We start from the raw sequence: 16686 nt of genomic DNA, 5'->3' as shown, positions 1-16686 counted from the left end.
GTTCCTCACCATTCCCTTTATTAGTCTATTTTATAACCTCGTTTTCTTAATTCCCCATATAACGTTGTTGTACTTACTTTTGCTATTTTAAGAATCTTGGTAACAGTTAAGCCATATGTATCTTTGTGAATGAATAGTTCTACCGCTTTATCTAAGTTACCTTTTCGTCTCATTAATGAATTTAAATCTTTTTGTTCTTTATTCTTATCAATACTAACAATACCACGTCTATTTAACTCACCATATAAAGCTGTTTGTGTTACGCTTGTCTGTGCTAATATATCCTTAACCTTTAAACCATTTGTAGGTCTATTTATATACAAGTCTACTGCTCTATGCACATCTTTTTCTGTATATTTTCTTCCCTTCATTCTTGGTTTAATACCTCTAATATCTATTTCTAAATACAATCTTGAAGTTGGAATACCATATTTAGATGCTATACTATTAACAGTTAGACCGTTACTACCCCTATCTGCGTATAACTCTAAAGCTTTTTCTAAGTTAGGGTATTCTGTAACTTTTGTTTTGCCTTGCAACTCAACTTCCTGTTCTCTTATAGTCGAATATAAAGCACTTGAAGGTACGTTTGTCTCTTTTAATATATCTCGTAACCTCATCCCATTGTTTGCTTTATCTTTATATAGTTCTATTGCTCTTACTAACTGGTCTTCTGTATAACTAGCCAACCTTCTCACCTCTACTATTATTACATTATTCGCATATTATAATAACTTCGTTTGTAAGATTCTATGAAATCTTCAACTCTTCTAATTCTCTAACTCTTTTCCAAAATGCGTCTAGGTTTGCTAAAGACTTGTCTATATAAAATGCTACCATGTCTGTTCCTTCAATCCTACGATTCAATCCATCGAATACAACTTCTTCGATATGACACTTAATACCTAACTCATCACAAGCTTGTTTGAATAATTTTTCATCCCCGTTTGATAAGTTAGTTAAGAAATGACAATCTTCTATCATTCTTCGACCATGTAAGTCTCTTCTAAATCTAGCTCCTAGTATACTCAACACCATCTACACTCCTTTTCGTTCTTTTAGTTTGTTCCAAAATAACTGAAAGTCTTTAAAGTCTTTATCTATATAGAATCCTACCATTTTCCTTCCCAAAATAGGTCTACCCCACCTATCGAATGCGATTGCTTCTACATGATATTTGATTCCCAAATCATTGCACACTTTAATATATCTGTTTTCTCCACCATCACTTACGTTTGATAGGAATTTACAACCGTTTATAAAAGTAAGTCTTCCTTCAAAATCACAGTCAGAACTACACTCTTCTTCTTCTTTTTCTTCTTCAAACATACTCGTTTACCTCCCTTACTTCTAATAAAAAAAAATAGCTATATAATTAAAGAATTCCTTCCTTAACTATATAACTATTATACCATAAGTTTAACAATTTGTCAAGTATAGTTACTTTAACAAAAATATGATTGTAACTATATACCCTGCTAAACACACAATAGAAGACAGTTTGTATGCTTTATTTCTATGCTTTGAGAATCGAGTAGTTACCTTTTTCTTACTTAGTTCAGTACTGAAAAACATAGTAATAGATATAGCTAGTAATGTTCCTACCCCTGATATCGTATTGTATGGTAAGAAGTGTAGTTGTGTTTGTACAAGTCCCATGACAGATACAACAATTAAACTTATAGATGCCAGTTCTAAGCTATACCTTTCTACTGTATCCTCCGTATCTACTCGTCTATACATATTTTCTAATAGGTTTTTGTTTATAAGGTATAGACTAAAGACCATCATACCTCCAAGTTGAAATACCATGTAAATACCAAGAAACACGTAATCCAAGTTTACACCCCATTTCTACTTTAACATACCCCAAAGTTCGATTCCTTCTCTTACTAACTGAACAACTAAAAGAATGTTTCCAACACCCCAAATAGCGATTAGTAATGTAATAAATGAGTTTAGTAGTTTCGCTTTACCGTTTTCTAATACCAATGTGATGATAACGATGATTAATAATGTATTGATTGTTCCTACTACCATAAGACCGTAAATAGATACGTGCATAAGTTTTGAAAGTATCATAACGAGGATAAAAGCCCCTAAAGTTATCAAGGCAAAACCTCTATCGTACTTTAACTTTCTTAGATGTCTATCTTTAAAGTAGTCTTCCGTAAATCCTTTTAAGATTATACCTTGAAACACTAAAATCATTATGTTCACAAATAAGTGAAATAATGGCTCTATGTTTGTCCCAATAAAACTCCAAAATTCTGTCATTGTTGGTTATCCTCTCTTATTTAAATTCATGCAAAGAAACTGTTTATTTTATCTCTATAGTTTCTCCTTTCTACTTATTTGTTTAGAATCTGTATATCATTTTCTCTACTGTATGGAAAACAGTTAAAAGGATTAAACCAACTGCCCCTAGAGAAATGATTATTTTCAATACTTTAGTATATAAGTCTTCCTCTTGACGTATTGCTTTTAACTCATATGACATAAGAATCATTAACAAAATTGTAGTTCCTGCTCGTAATACTGTTAAAAATAAAACCGAAGCAAGTCCAAAGAAAAATGAAAAAGTTACAAATATACAATATATCACCGATAATTTGATTAATTCATTTTTAAATCTTCTCAAGTTTTCGTATTTAGAATTGCTTGTTTTCTTTCTAAAAGCTCTGTCTACAATCATGTAAAATAAATCATTTTTCACGTAGAATAGCACAATTATCATGTATATGAGTATTTGCACGAACGTAAACAAAGTTAGCCCAATAAATAATAAACCACCTAGTAAAATCAATCTGTCTTACCTCCTGTTGTCAATAACAAAACCAACCTTTACACTTTGTACAATGAACACCTCCACCGTTTGAAGGTTGAATATCATGTTCGCAATCTTCATCTGCATTGTATAAAGTGGTTTCAAAAGGACTCAAGTTTGCTTCTTCTTTCATTTCCCTTTTAAAATCTTCATTTACTTTCCTATCCAAGTTTACCCCTCCTAAAGTAATACTTTAACTCGATTTAGTTTTCTTAGTTATACTCAGTTTAACTTGTAAATGAACAAATTAAAGATGCGACTATCAACCATACTACACAAAAACACATAAGTTTAATTAACGGTTTCTTTTTCTTTTCTACCTTGTCTAATAACATCATTTACTCCTATCTTACTTAAACAAATAAGTAAATCCTTCTACTAGTTTTACTAAGGGTCTATAATCGTCTGTCATGAACATAGTCAAACATACCGAAAAGAGTACTACCCCAACTATATCTTTAATAATCTCGTTTAACAGTTTTAAAGACATCTTATCACCTTGCCTACTCTTGTATAATTGGTTTAATAACCATAATTATATGCAATAGATTCGAGAACATGAAAAATACCATCAATGCGTCTCTTATAATCCAAATTCTTCTTTTCAGTATTTTTCGTCTTTCTTTTCGATACATCTGTCTTGCTATACAAATAGCAAATGCAAATACGTTTGAAACGATTCCTAATATAAGCGGTACTAAATATTCAGCGTTTAAGGATAAACTGATACTTAGTAAAACGACAATCCCAAAAGTCATGTATACTAATAATCGTTTGTGGTTTACAAAATCTTCATTCGCCTTTAATCGAAACAACTTAATAAATAAGATAAGCTGTCCAATAAATACAATGAAGTTTATGATAATAGAAAAATCAGTCATATTACGCATGATTTATTCCCACCACCATGAAATAAAGTTTATATAAGGGTATGGTATGTCTGTTATCTCCTTCCATACTGTAAACATCATATTTATAAGTTCACTCATAGGATAAAATAACACAAATATAGCAAAGACTGGAACAAGATTTGAAAGTAACTCATGTTTCTTTCTTAGTTTTAAAAAGACAACAGGTACTAAACACATAATAATAGTTATACCGATGTAATAACCTATTAGTTTTAGTGATATCTCCATTGAACCTGCAACAAAAGAAGTTCCCGTACACATAATAAACAATAAAGTTACTAAAACTACTGCTGAACCCTTCTCTTTTTCAGCATCTACCCCTTCTTCCTTACTTGCTTTACTTAATACTGTTCTTGTACTATAAACGTTTAGTACGCTTACAAGAAGGGCAATTATCGTTAAGACAATGAACCAAACTGTTTGCACTTTACTACCCCTTTCTATAAGATAATTCTTGCTACTAGAAACCCAAAACAGACGACTATCATAAATCTGTTTATATGTAATTTAAGTTTATACTGCATTAGACCTTCTAGTTTTACTTTTTCTCTGAAATCTATTCCTACTATCATTGTTATTAATGCAAAAACAATAACTAGGTAATTGATTAGTAAGTCTTTTTCTTCATTTATCTGTCCACCATCATATAAAAGGAAAAAGAAAACAATAGCTGATATAGTACTAATTGAATATCCTAGTATCTTCTCTACTTTGTTTCCCTCATTCTTTGCTGTTTTACCATAATCGTAATAACATCTACTCATGAAAGTGACTAAAGCTACTATAATATAAAATATAACCGTTTGCATTGTTTCCCTCTCTTTATACGTGGTGTACCCATGATACGTGTGTCTTGAATATCATAATACCGACACAAACAAGAATTAAAATTCTTCCTACATTCAAATGAAGTCTAAACTCTCTTAACCCTTGAATATGCCACTTGTAACGCATAAATAAATTTAATACAGTTAATGCTAAGAAAGAAGCTAATACAATGATTACATGTAGACGGTCTTTTGAAATGACTACTTTGTCTATATCTATTAAAGCTAAAGAGGATATAATTGCAATTAGGATACCTATAAAGAAACCAAACATTTCTTCTCTACTGTTTCCCTGTTTTCTTGCTTTGTAACCGTAATAGAAATAAACGAATACTGTAGCTACTGTTAAAAAGATAAGTACGTTTACTGATGTGAATACCATAGTTCATCATCCTTTCTTTAGTCCTTAACCTATTACTTTATACACATTAAATCCAACTATAATAATACAAGTAATAGAAACCAGTCTAACTAACATTACCCATGTTTTATACTTACTAGACTTCGTTAAATCGTACATACCTCTTACCCAAATAGCTAACATACCGTTTGCTAAGAAAACAATAAGAATTGAAAGTAAAGATGTTTTCTCTTGTTGTACAGTTATGTGGTCTGATATAACAAGTCCTAATGTAGTTATAAGGAAAATAATAAATCCAAATATAAAAGCATAAGCTGTTTCATTTTTATTCTCTGCTGTTTTCATTGTTTTAAAGTAACCATAATAAAGGTAACTTGTACCTGTTAATAAAATAACTACTACCCCGAATAATGCGAAGTTTAATTGATTCACTCTTTACACCCCCTAAATGGAGTTTAAGAAGATTAGTAAACATACTGTATTCCCTACTAACCACATAGCATACAATACTTTCTTCATTACGTTTACTTCTCTTCTTTCTCCCGTTTTACTTCTTGTAATACCTAAATATACGAGTAGAAATACGTTTGTTACTATAGCGGCTATCAGTTGCTCATATGGATAAAACCCCTTATACAAACAGAATACCGTTAATACCCCAATGTACTCTAGATTTAATACGGTTACATAGACCATGAGTGTTTTGATTTTCTTCTTATCTTGCAAATGAAAAACAATATAGAAGGTACTACCCAACATAATTGTCTGTAGTACATTTACTACAATCATAAATAAGAATGTAGAGTCTGTTATAAAGCCCATACCCTAAACCTGTTTGAACTTCTCTGACAAATTTGTAAGTTTTCCTTTTAACACTAAATGGTCTGATGTATTTTTCTTTTCTTTCTCTTTCTTACGTGTTTCTTTTATTAAATGTAACGTATTACTTAAAGTTGCGAAGTATTGCTCAATTGCATCTACCCAAGCACCTTCATGAATCCATCCATATGTTTCAGTCCAACCTAATTGACCACCTGTTACACCATATACTTCTAAAGCTGTATCTTTAATTTGTTCATGTGCTTGTGTAGGGTCTTCTGTAATAAAGATACGGAATGTTTTACCTCTAGCGTGAGTTGCTATAACAAAAATTAAGTTTCCATGAAGGAATGCTTCTGAATCCCCTCCGTTCCAACCATACTTTAGTTTTAATTTCTCTAACTCCCCTACCCCTTCTTGTACTGCTTTTGTAATTAAATCATACTTTTCATTTGCGCCTTTCACGTTTAACTTCCTCCTTAACTCAGTTTTGACATTGGATTATGTACTTCTTCAAAAAGACTAATATCTACATTAAATACTTCATGGTGCGTCCAATCTCCGTCTTTATCTGTAACTCTGTAGTCCATATCATCATTAAACCAATGTACATACAACTCGTATTTCCAACCATAAGGTGTTTCAACTCTTGTGTATTCGTCTAATTTTCCTAAATGCCTTGTTAGTATTTCTTCTACCTTTTCTAGTAAGTCTTCTTTTGTTTTCACTCTATAACTCTCAACTACATATCCGTAAATCTCGTTTGTGGCAATAAGACGAGAGTAGTACCCTGTAGTACCCTCTCTGTCTATTATTTTCTCAGTTGCTCTCATATAGTAATGGTCTGGATATACTTTTTCACTCATTTCTACCCCTCCTTGACTTAGAATGTATTATTAATGACTTGTTTTGCACTTGAAATACATTCTGTTAATGTTTTACGGTTTAATCTTGCACCTTCCATATGCTTTTCCATCTTATTGAGTAAGTTTAATACTTCATTTACCGCTTTTCGTTGGTCATCTAGTGAACCCTCTAATGCACGAAATTCAGTCTTTAAATCCTTTCCACCTGTTTCTTCCTCCATTAAATCATAAACAGGTTTTTGAGAATCGTGTGGTAACAATTCAATAAAATCGTGAATTGTGTTTAGAAAATGTGTTTCACCATTTAACTCAATCATCTTTGTCATAATTACCTACCCCTTAGTTCAATTGATACTTCTGATATTTAATACTTCTTTTCTATCTTCGCCAAGTTTTACTTCTACTTTATGTACGTTATACTCTAAAATGTGGGTTGCCTGTTTTTCTGTTTCAACGTCCCAAACTGCACCATCAGGGTCTTTAAGAATATATTTTATGTATCTATAACCAAATGAAGTTTCTTCTTCTTTCATTGATTTAAAATCAGGAATAGCACGGTTTAATTTTAATATCATTTCTTTCTTAAACTGTTCTTCTGATTTAAATGCATGTTTTGGCATAATAAACAATTTTAAATCTAAGCTTTCATGCCACAATCTCATTGCTAATGGTTTATTACCAAATTTATCATGTGGATTCTCTGTCACCACAACATATAAGGAATCTTCTTTTTCTTTCATTTAGGTTTCCTCCATATAATTACTTGTCTGTACTTGCTTTCTTTGTGTAGACCTGTTTACAATGCTGACACACTTTAAAATGTATCGCTTGTATCGTTTCTTTCCCACAGTTCTTACACTTTATATAAGGGACATTACTTAATTTGTGTTCCATTTCTAACACCTCTTTCTTGCTTCTTTATTACTACTTTATTATACCATAAATTTCTTCATTTGTCAAGTAGTCTACAAATTCTTTATTTGTTTGCATAAAAAACTCCTATTTCCGTTAGAAAACGATGAAATAGGAGAACAGACACACAAGTAATATGAAAGTTAGTAATAAAAGTGGAATCGTTACTTTCTTCTCATCCGGTCTTTTATGCTTCATTTCGTTCATAAGTAGTAGAAATACCGCTACTTCTAACAAAATTAAAAAGAAGAGAAAGGTATAGTTTAGTTCTAGTATATCTATCATTTGTTTACCCCTTCCTATACAAAACAAAAAGCCTTACGTGTAATAAGGCTTATTTCTTATACAGTCACCCAACTAAACATGAAGTTTAATAAGTAGATTCCGTATAACCCAACTGCTAACGACATAAATAGGATAACTCCTACATTCGTTAACAATTTAGGAGAGTTCTTTGCTTTAAAATGGTCTCTAATCCAAGTAAAGATATACATTAAGATTAAGAATTGATTGATTACAACTCCGTTTACTAAAGATGCTATAGAGAACTCATTAATCTCTAAACTGTTTGATTGGCTTATTAAGATATAATATAAAACTACTGTAATGACAGAACCAAAAGGAAGTATCTTTGAATCTCCTATAGTACGTTTCTTTCTCTTTAAGTAAACTAACATACCTATGAAGAAAGTCTGTACTAAGAATACCCCTATTATGATGAAATAATCTAACACACTCTTTTCTATTACTACTGTTTCCACTTTAACACCTCTTTGTTTTATACTATTTAAAACTAATAACAAAATGATAGATTAGCATACCATATACTAGAGTTAATATTAGGAAAAAGAAAGTTCTAAATGCTCCTAACATAAACTCTAAATACTTAGGCATGTATCTATGTTTGTTCCTATAGTTTCTCTTTGCTAAATATGTGAAGAAGTACATTGGAAAGAAGCTACCCATCATTAATCCGAAGAATATCATATTAGAAGTTTGCTTTGACCAATCTATTACGTCTCCCATATAGATTAAAATAAAATATAGTGGTATTGTTAAAACTGTAGGAATCCAAACTCTCTTATAATCTAGTAAGTCTTTCTTAAATAAAAGTAAACTACTAATACTCAAAAATATAACTGTTTGTACAACTAGTATTCCTACTCTTACTATTATGTTTAGTACGTCTAGTGAAACTGTAATCTCCATCCCCTTTTATCCTCCTACTATATGACTTGCTACTTATATAAATAAGTCTGCTATTGCGACTAAAGTTAATAGAATTCCAAACCCTAGTGCTACATACTTTAATAGTAATACACCATACTTTATATAGTTTTGATAAATAGCTTCGTTTCTTTTGTGCCTTTCTTCTACCCAAATACTTCCGAAATACAATAGTAAGCACTCATTTGATGCTACTCCTGTAGCTAATGTGTCTGCTAAGGTAGATGGTAAGTTTATTCTATCACCTATGAAAGTTAAGAGTGCAAATACAAATAAAGCAATGAAAGGAAACATCCACAACCTCTTTTGTAGTTTGCCTTTCTCTTTCACTACCATAGATTGTATGATAGTTAAGATAATCAATACTTGAATTAATACTACCCCTAATTGTGCCATATACGAACTATCCAATGGTTTCACTTCCTTATATAAAAAATAGCTAAGTAGTAAAACTACCTAGCCTTAAATGAACTCTCCTGAAAAGATAAGTTTAAATACAAAGTATACATAGAATACGGAATACCCCATACATGCGAATGATATACTAATACGTCCTAGTATCTTTGCATATGATTGAATTAACTTACTATCGTCTGGCTTTTGTGTTTTAAATGCTGACGCATACCATAATAAAAATAGTACGTTTATTTGTAAACTACCAAATAGCAAATCGTTTGTGTATCTAGAATCGTAAATCCACTGTCTACATAGTAGAACTACCCCTAACAGGATAGAAACCATGATTACTTTGTTCTTGATACTTTTTATATCTCGGTTTCCTACAATTTTTCTCATAAGTTTCGTTTGCTTAATTTCATTCTTCTTATTCTCATTACCTCGTTTAATGAGATAATCCATGATTAGTAAACCTAACCATATCTGTATAACGACACACGGTACAATGACCGCTAAATCCCAATAGTTTATCATGGTTACACGCCCTCTGTTACGTCTATGAATATTGTTAAAAGACCATCCATCCTTTTGTCAGCGAAAACATAGTCACTTACATCGTTTAAGTCTACTTCTCTAGTTGCTTCTTTTGTTTTTAAGTTTACTGGTTTATATCCTAAGAAAGTTATGTAATCTAGTAGGTCTTCTAAAGGTAAACTGAAATCTTCCATATATTCTTTATTCGTTATTACTGTATTATCTTTTACTCTTATATAAGTTACCTTCTTACCAACCTCTCGGTTTGCTGTTAGATAAGCCCTTAATCGTACATACTGTTCTTCTTCTGAATATTTAACTCTATTTATAATATAATTTGTAGCTGATGAAGTTATTTGTTTCTTACGTAATAATTTAGTTAATCCTTCTGTGCTAAGTGTTATATAATATTTATCTTCGTTTAATAATGTTTTTATAAAATGGTCTCCATTACATTCAAAGAGTTCATCTACCCCTAGTATGAGTGACCTTCCTTTACCTTCTAAAATGGAACGATAAAAACTGTTTGACAGGCAATTACATTTAGGTACGTGACACACTCTATTTACCTCCTATCGGTTTAATCATTATGTCCACCATACAGTTCAATTATCTTCTTCATTTCATCTGTATTACGTTCTAAGAATACTTTTTGAGCGTCTATTGGTTCTACCCCGTCGCGGATTTGACTGTAAATTAGTGTTTTAACTTCTACAGATAGTGCTTCTTTTCTAGAATCTATGTCTTTGTCTACTAGGTTTACTGTTTCAGTATCTTTTTTATAAACAAATTTAGGTTCTCCTCGACTTGTTCCAAAACGAAAATGAATTGTGTTTACTGTTTCATTTGTTAAATCCCAATTCTCTTCAATAATCGCTTTTACTTTATCAGTTGTGTTTGTCATGTAATTCTCTCCTTGCATTTTCATTTATTAGTTTCATTTAGTTTTAATTTGTCTGTTATCTACGATGTCTATTTCAACTTACTCACGTCTCTCTATCTCTCTACTTTTACTTTAACTTACTATAAACACCTAATTGTTTAGATGCTTAACACTAAGCTAAAATAGGGTCTTGCCTACCCTTTCGAGTAGGCTTTCCTTATTTATTGAATGTGAACCTTGTGGTACGTACAGTTTGGATAGATAATATAATACATTCCGTAACCATGTGTACAAATACCTGTAAATTGTTTATAGTCAAAGAAATCTAAGTTATATGGGTCGTTATTCAGTTCTATATAAATACGATTTCCATCTTCGAAAACTCTTGTGATAATACCTGTCTTAATACAAGTTTCTCGTTGATTCTTTAGCGTTTCAAGATTTGTAATGTCACTTCCGTTGTAAATTGTATACTGTCTACCTACTCTAGTTGTTAACCAGTTAAAGAACCAGTTTGTATCAATTGAATTACCAATTGTGTTTGTAATTAACTGTTTCGTATGTATGTCTACTTGTGCTAAATTCATTATCTACCCTCCTTATTTCAACTTACCTGTTAGTTTAGAAGTTCCGTCTTCGTAGTTTATTTCTACCCCATCTTGTACATTATGACAAAATACGTTGAATTCTAAATTTTGATTGTTCATTGATTTTGCTTTCATGTTTACACCACGAGCAACCTTTTCACTTCCAATGAATACGGGTTTTACTTCATATAAGACGTAGCTTCCTTTTTCTACTTCTTTGTCTACCATGTTCTCATATTTTAACATGCTCTTACGATTAAAGTCTTTTGTACCTGTCATAAGGTTTTTCGGGTTATCGTTTTGTCCTGATAACTGGAATCCAATTAGATGACTTCTATCATACAAGTAGCTACCATCACTTAGTTTCTTTTGATGCCAACCTGTAGGTTTTGTATTTAATCTATCGTCACGCTTTTCCTTCGGTTGATTCTGCATTCCAAGTAATGCCGTTGCTACCCCTACTCTATTCATATTATCTAAATTCGAGTATTCTTGCCATGTAGGGTCAGTTTGAGTTAATCTTACCTTATCTAATTGGTCTTGTGTAAAGTCTGCTTTATTGTTGTTAACTGTTACTACCTTTTCACCGTTGTAACTCGTTGCGATTTTCTTTAAATCTGTAACTTTTGGTTTCTTCGCTTGTGCTACCTCTTCTGTTTTAACTCCGTGGTCGGCTTTAAATGTTTGAGTAGCTTGGTCTACTAAGTTATCACAACCAGTTGCAAATCCTAAAATCCCTGTAGTTAAGGCTAATGTTTTTACTAGTTTACTGTTTAATACTTTACTTTTAAACATTTTAAGTTTATGCCTCCCAATAGGCAATGCCATTACCTAATCCGTTTCTTTCGTTATTGGCTTTTAAATGAGTTAATAAATATTCTAAGGAGTATGCATTATTGTCTACCATTAATGTACTGCTTAATTCTGTAATTGTAGTCAGTCTTCCCATACCCCATCCTGTAACTACATTCTCTTGTGGTACGTTACTAGGTGCAATATATCCAGTCCAACTACCAGTTTGTTTAATTGTTTTCTTAATGTGAGTTTGATTTACTTTCCTCATTAGCTTGTCAACTCCCAATAAGCTACCCCTGTTCCTACTTCGTTGTTACAATTATGATACTGGAAGTTTTCTAGATATCTTGTTAATAAATGCTGTCCACCTACAAATAAATCCCCGTTATCGTTTGTCATTACGTTAATTTGTACCCCTAAGTGCCATCCTTGGTTCACATGAAACTCTGCTACCTTGTTTGGTGCTACATATCCATTCCAACTTTTGTTCTTCTTAACCGATGCTTTTACTTGTGCTAATGTTACTTTCTTTAAACCCATATCTACCCCTCCTATGCTAACTGCCAATATTTAATGTTTATTCCGTCTTCTTCATTGCAATTGTGGAAAATGAAGTTTTCAATAAACTCTTCTAACTCTAACTCTTTCCCATATGGGTTTCTAACTGTCTTTACTAATGTCTTTATCTCACCATTCGTATATTTTATCTTTTGAATCAATACCTCAGTACAAGAAGGGTGATTATCATTTACGTAGGTCTTCCTTATCTTGCATGGTGCAAATACGCCTTTCCAATACCCATCATTGTCTACTACTGTTAGTAACTTTTTCTTTGTAACTAACTGCAACAAAACCACCTCACATCTACAATTAATAGCTATATTTTAGTAGAATTGTTTGACCGTCCACCGTTTGTTCTTCTCTTGTTATTACTTTTCTAGCTAATAAAACAGTAATAATGGAAGGATTTATGAAGTTGCAACGGTCTTCTAACTCTAGATATGAGAATAGAACGGTTTCTAAATCCTCACTTACCCCAACTTTGATGAACTTTGAAGGGTTCATTTTCAAGTTTAAATGAGTTTGTGTGATTTTGCCGTTCGTTATGAAATCTAATACCATTAGTAACCTCTCCATACTCCTTGATTTGGTTGATGAGTAGGTTGCTGTTGGCGGTTATTTTGTTGTTGACTATAATAGTTTTGACCTTGTTGCGGATAACCCTGTTGTGGATACCCTTGTTGTTGCTGATATTGTTGGTTTGGATATTGTTGATTCGGATACCCTTGCTGATACTGCTGATTTGGATATTGGTTTTGATGTGGATAACCTTGACTCATATTTGTTTGTTGACCCATATTCGGGTTATACATGTTTTGTTGCTGTTTATTATTGTTTGAGATATCTATATCTTCTTTATTTGCACTATAATACGTTTTGCCACAAGCCATACAATTCCAATAGTAACATTGTAAGTTTCTAATCTTATTTGTACTTAGTTGATATCGAGTTGTAAGTTCTACTCTAGGTATAAACGCTACCCCATTACGACATATGTGTTTTACCTGCGGTGAATCTGCTGAACCATCGTCAGGCATTTTTACCAGTTCTCCTATTTTGTATCCGTTTGATGTTGCTAAATAACTTACAACTTCTTTCTCAGTTGCCATTTGAACCCCTCCTTGTTGTCTGCTTACTTTATTTTAATTCATGGTACATGACAATGTGGTTTCCATTTCTGTAATCCGCAAGTCCATACTCTAAACCCAAGCTACCTAAGGAGTCTTTACACATATAGTACTTTTTCTGTTTATCTTCGTTGGACAGTCCTTCAAAAAAGGTTTTAACAGAAGATTTTAAGTCCCCACCTAGATTTATCGGGGTTAAAGTAGTACCTTCATGATATTTTAACAGTTCTTCTGCACTACTATAATTATGTATACGTAACTTGCTAGGTTTCTTTTTATTTTTGCCAGTTAGGTTATTATTTTGACGTTCAAGTCCTACACCAATTAATACCCCTGTAGAATCTAATTGGTCTTGATATCCATCTTTTTCTTTTACACTGTTCTTTTCATTACGATATAAGTCTACTAATGGAAAATCCAAGTAATCTAGAATCATTTCAATCTCTGCTTTATCTTTTAAAATCTTCTTGCCAGGCTTTAAGGTTCTTAACCATTTCTTCCAAACTGTATTACCAATTCGTTTGAAATAATCACAAGTTACGTTTCCTTCCATGATAATTTTATCTATTACACTATTAAGAAGGATTAATTTTCGTACTGTATCATAGTTTTCCCCTTGAATTGAATCTTCTATACCTATTACATCAAAATGTTTTCCTTGTAATAAAGACTTTAAATCGTCTTCTAATGCCTTTGTTAGTAGATACCAATGGAACGGTGAGTCTTCATCATATTCTATTACGCATTGATATGTTTTAACCGTTTCTCCATCAAAGATTGTAATACCTGTTGAAGTCTTAGAAATATCTAATCCTAATCCACTTTCCATTGTGTTTTGTAATACATTTAATACGGTTGGTTTCTGTATTGATGCTAATTCGAACATTTTATATACCCCACTTTGTTACATTACTCGTAGTTTCTCTACGTATTAATTATCTTTATTTTCCGCTTGTCTGATTGCTAGTTTCCACATGTTTATAACTACATCTAAGTTTTCACTAAAATCACCTAATGACATATTTTCTTGTTCCATTCTTAGTTTCATTAAGTTACTACTATGTGAACGGAAGTTATATTGACCTAAGTTTCTCTCTACTTCCAATTCTCGTTCAAACAGTAACGATTTTAAGTGTTCTTCGATAGCTTCTTCATTTATTTCAATTCCATATAAGTTTGCTACTTCTTTACTTGCTACCTCTAATGAGATATTTCTATGTTCTGTAATGTTAATAAGTCTTCTATGGAATTGAACGATGTCTCCACCTGCTCCACAACCGAAACAGTGAAAGATTTTAACTTCTTTATCATGTTTATCTCGGAATAAACCTAACGATGCATCATTATCATCATGGAAGGGGCAAATACATAGTTTATCTTTTGTAAAGCTAGTTTTCTTGTATTTTGCCCCCATGTCATGCACGAATCTATCGTAGTAATCTTCAACAGTTGCGATTACCTTCCCATTCTTTCGACTTGTAACGACCTGTCTTTGTAAGTCCATTATAACTACCCCTTTACTTCTACTTTGATACTTTTACTTATAAAGTTTATGTACTTTATACCGCTTAACTAATATCGCTTAATTCAATTGCTTTAATAAGTTCTGTCTGTAACTCACCATGACTAAGACCTAAACCTCTTGCCATAATATCTACTAGTAGTTGGAAGTCTATATCTCTTGTTGCATCATGTACTATCATGAAATCGTCTACCCCAACTTTGATAGCGACTTGCTCACTTGTTACACAAAATGTTAAGTTACCTCTTGTCAAATATACAGTTCGTAGTGGAAATTGTGCGCCACCTTCTACTTTCATAGCAAATGGTTCTACATCTATATTACTCTTGAAACCATAATTGATAAGAGAGTCTAGGAATAAACTATTTCCTTCTAATCTTTTATCGAACTTATATAAGTCTTCTTTATCAGATATATCTAAACCCCACTCTAACATGGCGTTTGCGTAATCACGATACGAATAGTGAAGAAATTCCTCTCCGTTGATAAATTTCTCTATCTGTATCTTTTTACCTGTGTTCTTATGATACTCTTCAAAGTCTACAGGACTTGTAAGAAATACCACCCCTGTACATTGTTTATTGTTTAGTAATGGAATAAGTTCTTTTGGCGTGGTTGCCAATCCAGTACAGAAGCGGTCTTCGTTGTACCCTAACGCCCTGATTGTAGGGTTACTGAACCATGCTCTATTATACACATCGTATATAGCACGTTTTGATTCCTTAGACATTCATTATTACCTCCTTTGTTTTACAATCTACTGGAAATAATCTCCTACTTACTATGTATACGTCTACCTATGTATACCTAGTTCTTAAAACCTTTTCAACTTAACTCCCTAAGAAAAATTCCTTTAAATTTTCTCTTTCAATCGTTAATGCTGGAGATAAGAAGTCTAGGAACTTTTCTACATCAATGTCATGGTGGTAATCATGAACAATGATGACATTAGAGTTTATTGTCTTGTATAACATTTGATTTTCAAAGGCATACAACACTACCCCTTCGAATAACTTGATTTGTAGGTAGTTTGCTGTCTCACCTGATTGTAATACAATACTATTTTCTTTCGTACTAGGTTTCATTCTTTCTTCTATACTATTTGTATCAAGGAAAGTCTTAAAATTTAATACAAACTGATTATTACTTGCTACCCCTTGTGATTCTGCTTGGAATACTTTGTTTACATGTTCTTCGAAAGCGTTACCTTCTTCGGGTTTTTGTGTTTCAAATTGATACTTGTATTGTCTATACAGTTTCTCTTCCAAAGATACCTTCTTATCTTCAATCTTTAAGGGTATAGCTAGATTTACGTTTTCGCCCCATAACATATGCTTTGCTAATTGACCTCTAAAGTCTTTACCATATATCATGTCTATTACTGTATTATTTTCACTATTAATTGCTATTACAGGTCTTTGAGAATTAAACCTACTCTGAACGAAACGTTGTTCCAGTTCAGAGTAGAAATGTTTCTTTGTACTTTTAAATTCTGTTAGGTTTAAAATTGCATATCTGAAGTTCATATTAA

Annotated in this window: 36 protein-coding genes; all 36 read right to left on the bottom strand. The window is 32.1% G+C overall.

Annotated features, from left to right (window positions below):
* Nucleotides 1–20 precede the first annotated feature (20 nt).
* The 36 genes from ASE54_RS25570 to ASE54_RS25405 all read right to left on the bottom strand — a co-directional run bounded on the left by ASE54_RS25570 (nucleotide 21) and on the right by ASE54_RS25405 (nucleotide 16681).
* Entirely contained in the window at nucleotides 21–698 is a 678-nt protein-coding gene (locus tag ASE54_RS25570) for a transcriptional regulator (protein ID WP_226790171.1), read from the bottom strand.
* 52 nt (nucleotides 699–750) lie between these two features.
* On the bottom strand, nucleotides 751–1038 hold the full coding sequence (locus ASE54_RS25565) for a hypothetical protein (protein WP_000244408.1): 288 nt from the start codon (nucleotides 1036–1038) through the stop codon (nucleotides 751–753).
* Nucleotides 1039–1329 carry a hypothetical protein gene (locus ASE54_RS25560; RefSeq protein ID WP_000461296.1) on the bottom strand — a complete coding sequence of 97 codons (291 nt, stop codon included), beginning with the start codon at nucleotides 1327–1329 and terminating at the stop codon, nucleotides 1039–1041.
* A 111-nt stretch (nucleotides 1330–1440) separates the two neighbouring features.
* Nucleotides 1441–1830 carry a hypothetical protein gene (locus ASE54_RS25555; protein ID WP_003254815.1) on the bottom strand — a complete coding sequence of 130 codons (390 nt, stop codon included), beginning with the start codon at nucleotides 1828–1830 and terminating at the stop codon, nucleotides 1441–1443.
* A 24-nt stretch (nucleotides 1831–1854) separates the two neighbouring features.
* On the bottom strand, nucleotides 1855–2277 hold the full coding sequence (locus ASE54_RS25550) for a hypothetical protein (protein ID WP_000134654.1): 423 nt from the start codon (nucleotides 2275–2277) through the stop codon (nucleotides 1855–1857).
* Between the two features lie 82 nt (nucleotides 2278–2359).
* Nucleotides 2360–2806, bottom strand: a complete 447-nt coding sequence (locus ASE54_RS25545) for a hypothetical protein (RefSeq protein ID WP_000601808.1) — start codon at nucleotides 2804–2806, stop codon at nucleotides 2360–2362.
* Nucleotides 2807–2825: 19 nt separating this feature from the next.
* A complete protein-coding gene (locus ASE54_RS36545) occupies nucleotides 2826–2996 on the bottom strand; it encodes a hypothetical protein (protein WP_000375398.1) in 171 nt (56 codons plus the stop codon).
* A 334-nt stretch (nucleotides 2997–3330) separates the two neighbouring features.
* Nucleotides 3331–3717 carry a hypothetical protein gene (locus ASE54_RS25540; RefSeq protein WP_001245345.1) on the bottom strand — a complete coding sequence of 129 codons (387 nt, stop codon included), beginning with the start codon at nucleotides 3715–3717 and terminating at the stop codon, nucleotides 3331–3333.
* Nucleotides 3718–3720: 3 nt separating this feature from the next.
* Nucleotides 3721–4164, bottom strand: coding sequence for a hypothetical protein (locus tag ASE54_RS25535; protein WP_001195399.1), 444 nt, complete (start codon nucleotides 4162–4164; stop codon nucleotides 3721–3723).
* Between the two features lie 14 nt (nucleotides 4165–4178).
* The gene (locus ASE54_RS25530) at nucleotides 4179–4547 is read right to left on the bottom strand and encodes a hypothetical protein (RefSeq protein WP_001195244.1); all 369 of its coding nucleotides are present in this window, start codon (nucleotides 4545–4547) and stop codon (nucleotides 4179–4181) included.
* A 13-nt stretch (nucleotides 4548–4560) separates the two neighbouring features.
* Nucleotides 4561–4947, bottom strand: coding sequence for a hypothetical protein (locus ASE54_RS25525; protein ID WP_000232241.1), 387 nt, complete (start codon nucleotides 4945–4947; stop codon nucleotides 4561–4563).
* Nucleotides 4948–4971: 24 nt separating this feature from the next.
* A complete protein-coding gene (locus tag ASE54_RS25520; protein ID WP_001072692.1) occupies nucleotides 4972–5358 on the bottom strand; it encodes a hypothetical protein in 387 nt (128 codons plus the stop codon).
* A 12-nt stretch (nucleotides 5359–5370) separates the two neighbouring features.
* Nucleotides 5371–5748: a hypothetical protein gene (locus ASE54_RS25515; protein ID WP_000505829.1), complete on the bottom strand. Its 378-nt coding sequence runs from the start codon at nucleotides 5746–5748 to the stop codon at nucleotides 5371–5373.
* Nucleotides 5749–5751: 3 nt separating this feature from the next.
* Nucleotides 5752–6210, bottom strand: a complete 459-nt coding sequence (locus ASE54_RS25510; protein ID WP_000675414.1) for a hypothetical protein — start codon at nucleotides 6208–6210, stop codon at nucleotides 5752–5754.
* A 14-nt stretch (nucleotides 6211–6224) separates the two neighbouring features.
* Complete coding sequence (locus ASE54_RS25505; RefSeq protein WP_001291944.1) at nucleotides 6225–6611, bottom strand: hypothetical protein; 387 nt, start codon at nucleotides 6609–6611, stop codon at nucleotides 6225–6227.
* A gap of 17 nt (nucleotides 6612–6628) precedes the next feature.
* The gene (locus ASE54_RS25500; RefSeq protein ID WP_000164367.1) at nucleotides 6629–6937 is read right to left on the bottom strand and encodes a hypothetical protein; all 309 of its coding nucleotides are present in this window, start codon (nucleotides 6935–6937) and stop codon (nucleotides 6629–6631) included.
* A gap of 18 nt (nucleotides 6938–6955) precedes the next feature.
* Nucleotides 6956–7351 carry a hypothetical protein gene (locus ASE54_RS25495; protein ID WP_000659537.1) on the bottom strand — a complete coding sequence of 132 codons (396 nt, stop codon included), beginning with the start codon at nucleotides 7349–7351 and terminating at the stop codon, nucleotides 6956–6958.
* Between the two features lie 19 nt (nucleotides 7352–7370).
* Nucleotides 7371–7505, bottom strand: coding sequence for a hypothetical protein (locus ASE54_RS37450; RefSeq protein ID WP_254905666.1), 135 nt, complete (start codon nucleotides 7503–7505; stop codon nucleotides 7371–7373).
* Nucleotides 7506–7619: 114 nt separating this feature from the next.
* The gene (locus ASE54_RS25490) at nucleotides 7620–7808 is read right to left on the bottom strand and encodes a hypothetical protein (RefSeq protein WP_000565438.1); all 189 of its coding nucleotides are present in this window, start codon (nucleotides 7806–7808) and stop codon (nucleotides 7620–7622) included.
* Nucleotides 7809–7864: 56 nt separating this feature from the next.
* On the bottom strand, nucleotides 7865–8284 hold the full coding sequence (locus ASE54_RS25485) for a hypothetical protein (RefSeq protein WP_000451089.1): 420 nt from the start codon (nucleotides 8282–8284) through the stop codon (nucleotides 7865–7867).
* A 22-nt stretch (nucleotides 8285–8306) separates the two neighbouring features.
* A complete protein-coding gene (locus tag ASE54_RS25480) occupies nucleotides 8307–8732 on the bottom strand; it encodes a hypothetical protein (RefSeq protein ID WP_000406981.1) in 426 nt (141 codons plus the stop codon).
* Nucleotides 8733–8765: 33 nt separating this feature from the next.
* Nucleotides 8766–9161 carry a hypothetical protein gene (locus tag ASE54_RS25475; protein ID WP_000378493.1) on the bottom strand — a complete coding sequence of 132 codons (396 nt, stop codon included), beginning with the start codon at nucleotides 9159–9161 and terminating at the stop codon, nucleotides 8766–8768.
* A gap of 51 nt (nucleotides 9162–9212) precedes the next feature.
* Nucleotides 9213–9680 (bottom strand): hypothetical protein, encoded by a 468-nt coding sequence (locus ASE54_RS25470; RefSeq protein ID WP_000611667.1) that lies wholly within the window; start codon nucleotides 9678–9680, stop codon nucleotides 9213–9215.
* Nucleotides 9681–9682: 2 nt separating this feature from the next.
* Nucleotides 9683–10240 (bottom strand): hypothetical protein, encoded by a 558-nt coding sequence (locus tag ASE54_RS25465; RefSeq protein WP_000334786.1) that lies wholly within the window; start codon nucleotides 10238–10240, stop codon nucleotides 9683–9685.
* A gap of 20 nt (nucleotides 10241–10260) precedes the next feature.
* Nucleotides 10261–10584 (bottom strand): hypothetical protein, encoded by a 324-nt coding sequence (locus ASE54_RS25460; protein ID WP_000185895.1) that lies wholly within the window; start codon nucleotides 10582–10584, stop codon nucleotides 10261–10263.
* 200 nt (nucleotides 10585–10784) lie between these two features.
* On the bottom strand, nucleotides 10785–11150 hold the full coding sequence (locus ASE54_RS25455; protein ID WP_001046728.1) for a hypothetical protein: 366 nt from the start codon (nucleotides 11148–11150) through the stop codon (nucleotides 10785–10787).
* A 12-nt stretch (nucleotides 11151–11162) separates the two neighbouring features.
* Nucleotides 11163–11945, bottom strand: a complete 783-nt coding sequence (locus tag ASE54_RS25450) for a DNA/RNA non-specific endonuclease (protein ID WP_000477058.1) — start codon at nucleotides 11943–11945, stop codon at nucleotides 11163–11165.
* Between the two features lie 7 nt (nucleotides 11946–11952).
* The gene (locus ASE54_RS25445) at nucleotides 11953–12213 is read right to left on the bottom strand and encodes a hypothetical protein (protein WP_001233429.1); all 261 of its coding nucleotides are present in this window, start codon (nucleotides 12211–12213) and stop codon (nucleotides 11953–11955) included.
* A complete protein-coding gene (locus tag ASE54_RS25440) occupies nucleotides 12213–12485 on the bottom strand; it encodes a hypothetical protein (RefSeq protein WP_000523337.1) in 273 nt (90 codons plus the stop codon). The genes ASE54_RS25445 and ASE54_RS25440 overlap by 1 nt, the downstream gene beginning before the upstream one ends.
* Before the next feature lie 11 nt (nucleotides 12486–12496).
* Nucleotides 12497–12802: a hypothetical protein gene (locus ASE54_RS25435; RefSeq protein ID WP_226790170.1), complete on the bottom strand. Its 306-nt coding sequence runs from the start codon at nucleotides 12800–12802 to the stop codon at nucleotides 12497–12499.
* A 13-nt stretch (nucleotides 12803–12815) separates the two neighbouring features.
* Complete coding sequence (locus tag ASE54_RS25430) at nucleotides 12816–13067, bottom strand: hypothetical protein (RefSeq protein WP_000242081.1); 252 nt, start codon at nucleotides 13065–13067, stop codon at nucleotides 12816–12818.
* Nucleotides 13067–13615: a hypothetical protein gene (locus ASE54_RS25425; RefSeq protein WP_003254842.1), complete on the bottom strand. Its 549-nt coding sequence runs from the start codon at nucleotides 13613–13615 to the stop codon at nucleotides 13067–13069. Before ASE54_RS25425 ends, ASE54_RS25430 begins: the two co-directional genes overlap by 1 nt.
* A gap of 28 nt (nucleotides 13616–13643) precedes the next feature.
* The gene (locus tag ASE54_RS25420) at nucleotides 13644–14519 is read right to left on the bottom strand and encodes a hypothetical protein (protein ID WP_000462221.1); all 876 of its coding nucleotides are present in this window, start codon (nucleotides 14517–14519) and stop codon (nucleotides 13644–13646) included.
* Between the two features lie 45 nt (nucleotides 14520–14564).
* Nucleotides 14565–15137 carry a CHC2 zinc finger domain-containing protein gene (locus tag ASE54_RS25415; RefSeq protein ID WP_000365721.1) on the bottom strand — a complete coding sequence of 191 codons (573 nt, stop codon included), beginning with the start codon at nucleotides 15135–15137 and terminating at the stop codon, nucleotides 14565–14567.
* 64 nt (nucleotides 15138–15201) lie between these two features.
* Nucleotides 15202–15885 carry a hypothetical protein gene (locus tag ASE54_RS25410; protein WP_000032489.1) on the bottom strand — a complete coding sequence of 228 codons (684 nt, stop codon included), beginning with the start codon at nucleotides 15883–15885 and terminating at the stop codon, nucleotides 15202–15204.
* 100 nt (nucleotides 15886–15985) lie between these two features.
* A complete protein-coding gene (locus tag ASE54_RS25405; RefSeq protein ID WP_001011570.1) occupies nucleotides 15986–16681 on the bottom strand; it encodes a hypothetical protein in 696 nt (231 codons plus the stop codon).
* Between the last annotated feature and the right edge of the window lie 5 nt (nucleotides 16682–16686).

Source organism: Bacillus sp. Root131 (genome assembly GCF_001429475.1).
Lineage (GTDB): Bacteria > Bacillota > Bacilli > Bacillales > Bacillaceae_G > Bacillus_A > Bacillus_A thuringiensis_S.
This window is presented reverse-complemented; position numbering and strand designations above follow the sequence as displayed.

Excerpts from the sequence above, each read along its gene's own strand:
- ASE54_RS25425 (WP_003254842.1), bottom strand. The coding sequence starts at position 13,615 with ATGGCAACTGAGAAAGAAGTTGTAAGTTATTTAGCAACATCAAACGGA.
- ASE54_RS25530 (WP_001195244.1), bottom strand. The coding sequence starts at position 4,547 with ATGCAAACGGTTATATTTTATATTATAGTAGCTTTAGTCACTTTCATG.
- ASE54_RS25500 (WP_000164367.1), bottom strand. The coding sequence starts at position 6,937 with ATGACAAAGATGATTGAGTTAAATGGTGAAACACATTTTCTAAACACA.
- ASE54_RS25440 (WP_000523337.1), bottom strand. The coding sequence starts at position 12,485 with ATGGGTTTAAAGAAAGTAACATTAGCACAAGTAAAAGCATCGGTTAAG.
- ASE54_RS25525 (WP_000232241.1), bottom strand. The coding sequence starts at position 4,947 with ATGGTATTCACATCAGTAAACGTACTTATCTTTTTAACAGTAGCTACA.
- ASE54_RS25480 (WP_000406981.1), bottom strand. The coding sequence starts at position 8,732 with ATGGAGATTACAGTTTCACTAGACGTACTAAACATAATAGTAAGAGTA.
- ASE54_RS25505 (WP_001291944.1), bottom strand. The coding sequence starts at position 6,611 with ATGAGTGAAAAAGTATATCCAGACCATTACTATATGAGAGCAACTGAG.
- ASE54_RS25455 (WP_001046728.1), bottom strand. The coding sequence starts at position 11,150 with ATGAATTTAGCACAAGTAGACATACATACGAAACAGTTAATTACAAAC.
- ASE54_RS25565 (WP_000244408.1), bottom strand. The coding sequence starts at position 1,038 with ATGGTGTTGAGTATACTAGGAGCTAGATTTAGAAGAGACTTACATGGT.
- ASE54_RS25430 (WP_000242081.1), bottom strand. The coding sequence starts at position 13,067 with ATGGTATTAGATTTCATAACGAACGGCAAAATCACACAAACTCATTTA.
- ASE54_RS25515 (WP_000505829.1), bottom strand. The coding sequence starts at position 5,748 with ATGGGCTTTATAACAGACTCTACATTCTTATTTATGATTGTAGTAAAT.
- ASE54_RS25445 (WP_001233429.1), bottom strand. The coding sequence starts at position 12,213 with ATGAGGAAAGTAAATCAAACTCACATTAAGAAAACAATTAAACAAACT.
- ASE54_RS25405 (WP_001011570.1), bottom strand. The coding sequence starts at position 16,681 with ATGAACTTCAGATATGCAATTTTAAACCTAACAGAATTTAAAAGTACA.
- ASE54_RS25410 (WP_000032489.1), bottom strand. The coding sequence starts at position 15,885 with ATGTCTAAGGAATCAAAACGTGCTATATACGATGTGTATAATAGAGCA.
- ASE54_RS25540 (WP_001245345.1), bottom strand. The coding sequence starts at position 3,717 with ATGCGTAATATGACTGATTTTTCTATTATCATAAACTTCATTGTATTT.
- ASE54_RS37450 (WP_254905666.1), bottom strand. The coding sequence starts at position 7,505 with ATGGAACACAAATTAAGTAATGTCCCTTATATAAAGTGTAAGAACTGT.
- ASE54_RS25450 (WP_000477058.1), bottom strand. The coding sequence starts at position 11,945 with ATGTTTAAAAGTAAAGTATTAAACAGTAAACTAGTAAAAACATTAGCC.
- ASE54_RS25420 (WP_000462221.1), bottom strand. The coding sequence starts at position 14,519 with ATGTTCGAATTAGCATCAATACAGAAACCAACCGTATTAAATGTATTA.
- ASE54_RS25490 (WP_000565438.1), bottom strand. The coding sequence starts at position 7,808 with ATGATAGATATACTAGAACTAAACTATACCTTTCTCTTCTTTTTAATT.
- ASE54_RS25415 (WP_000365721.1), bottom strand. The coding sequence starts at position 15,137 with ATGGACTTACAAAGACAGGTCGTTACAAGTCGAAAGAATGGGAAGGTA.
- ASE54_RS25495 (WP_000659537.1), bottom strand. The coding sequence starts at position 7,351 with ATGAAAGAAAAAGAAGATTCCTTATATGTTGTGGTGACAGAGAATCCA.
- ASE54_RS25460 (WP_000185895.1), bottom strand. The coding sequence starts at position 10,584 with ATGACAAACACAACTGATAAAGTAAAAGCGATTATTGAAGAGAATTGG.
- ASE54_RS25560 (WP_000461296.1), bottom strand. The coding sequence starts at position 1,329 with ATGTTTGAAGAAGAAAAAGAAGAAGAAGAGTGTAGTTCTGACTGTGAT.
- ASE54_RS25470 (WP_000611667.1), bottom strand. The coding sequence starts at position 9,680 with ATGATAAACTATTGGGATTTAGCGGTCATTGTACCGTGTGTCGTTATA.
- ASE54_RS25550 (WP_000134654.1), bottom strand. The coding sequence starts at position 2,277 with ATGACAGAATTTTGGAGTTTTATTGGGACAAACATAGAGCCATTATTT.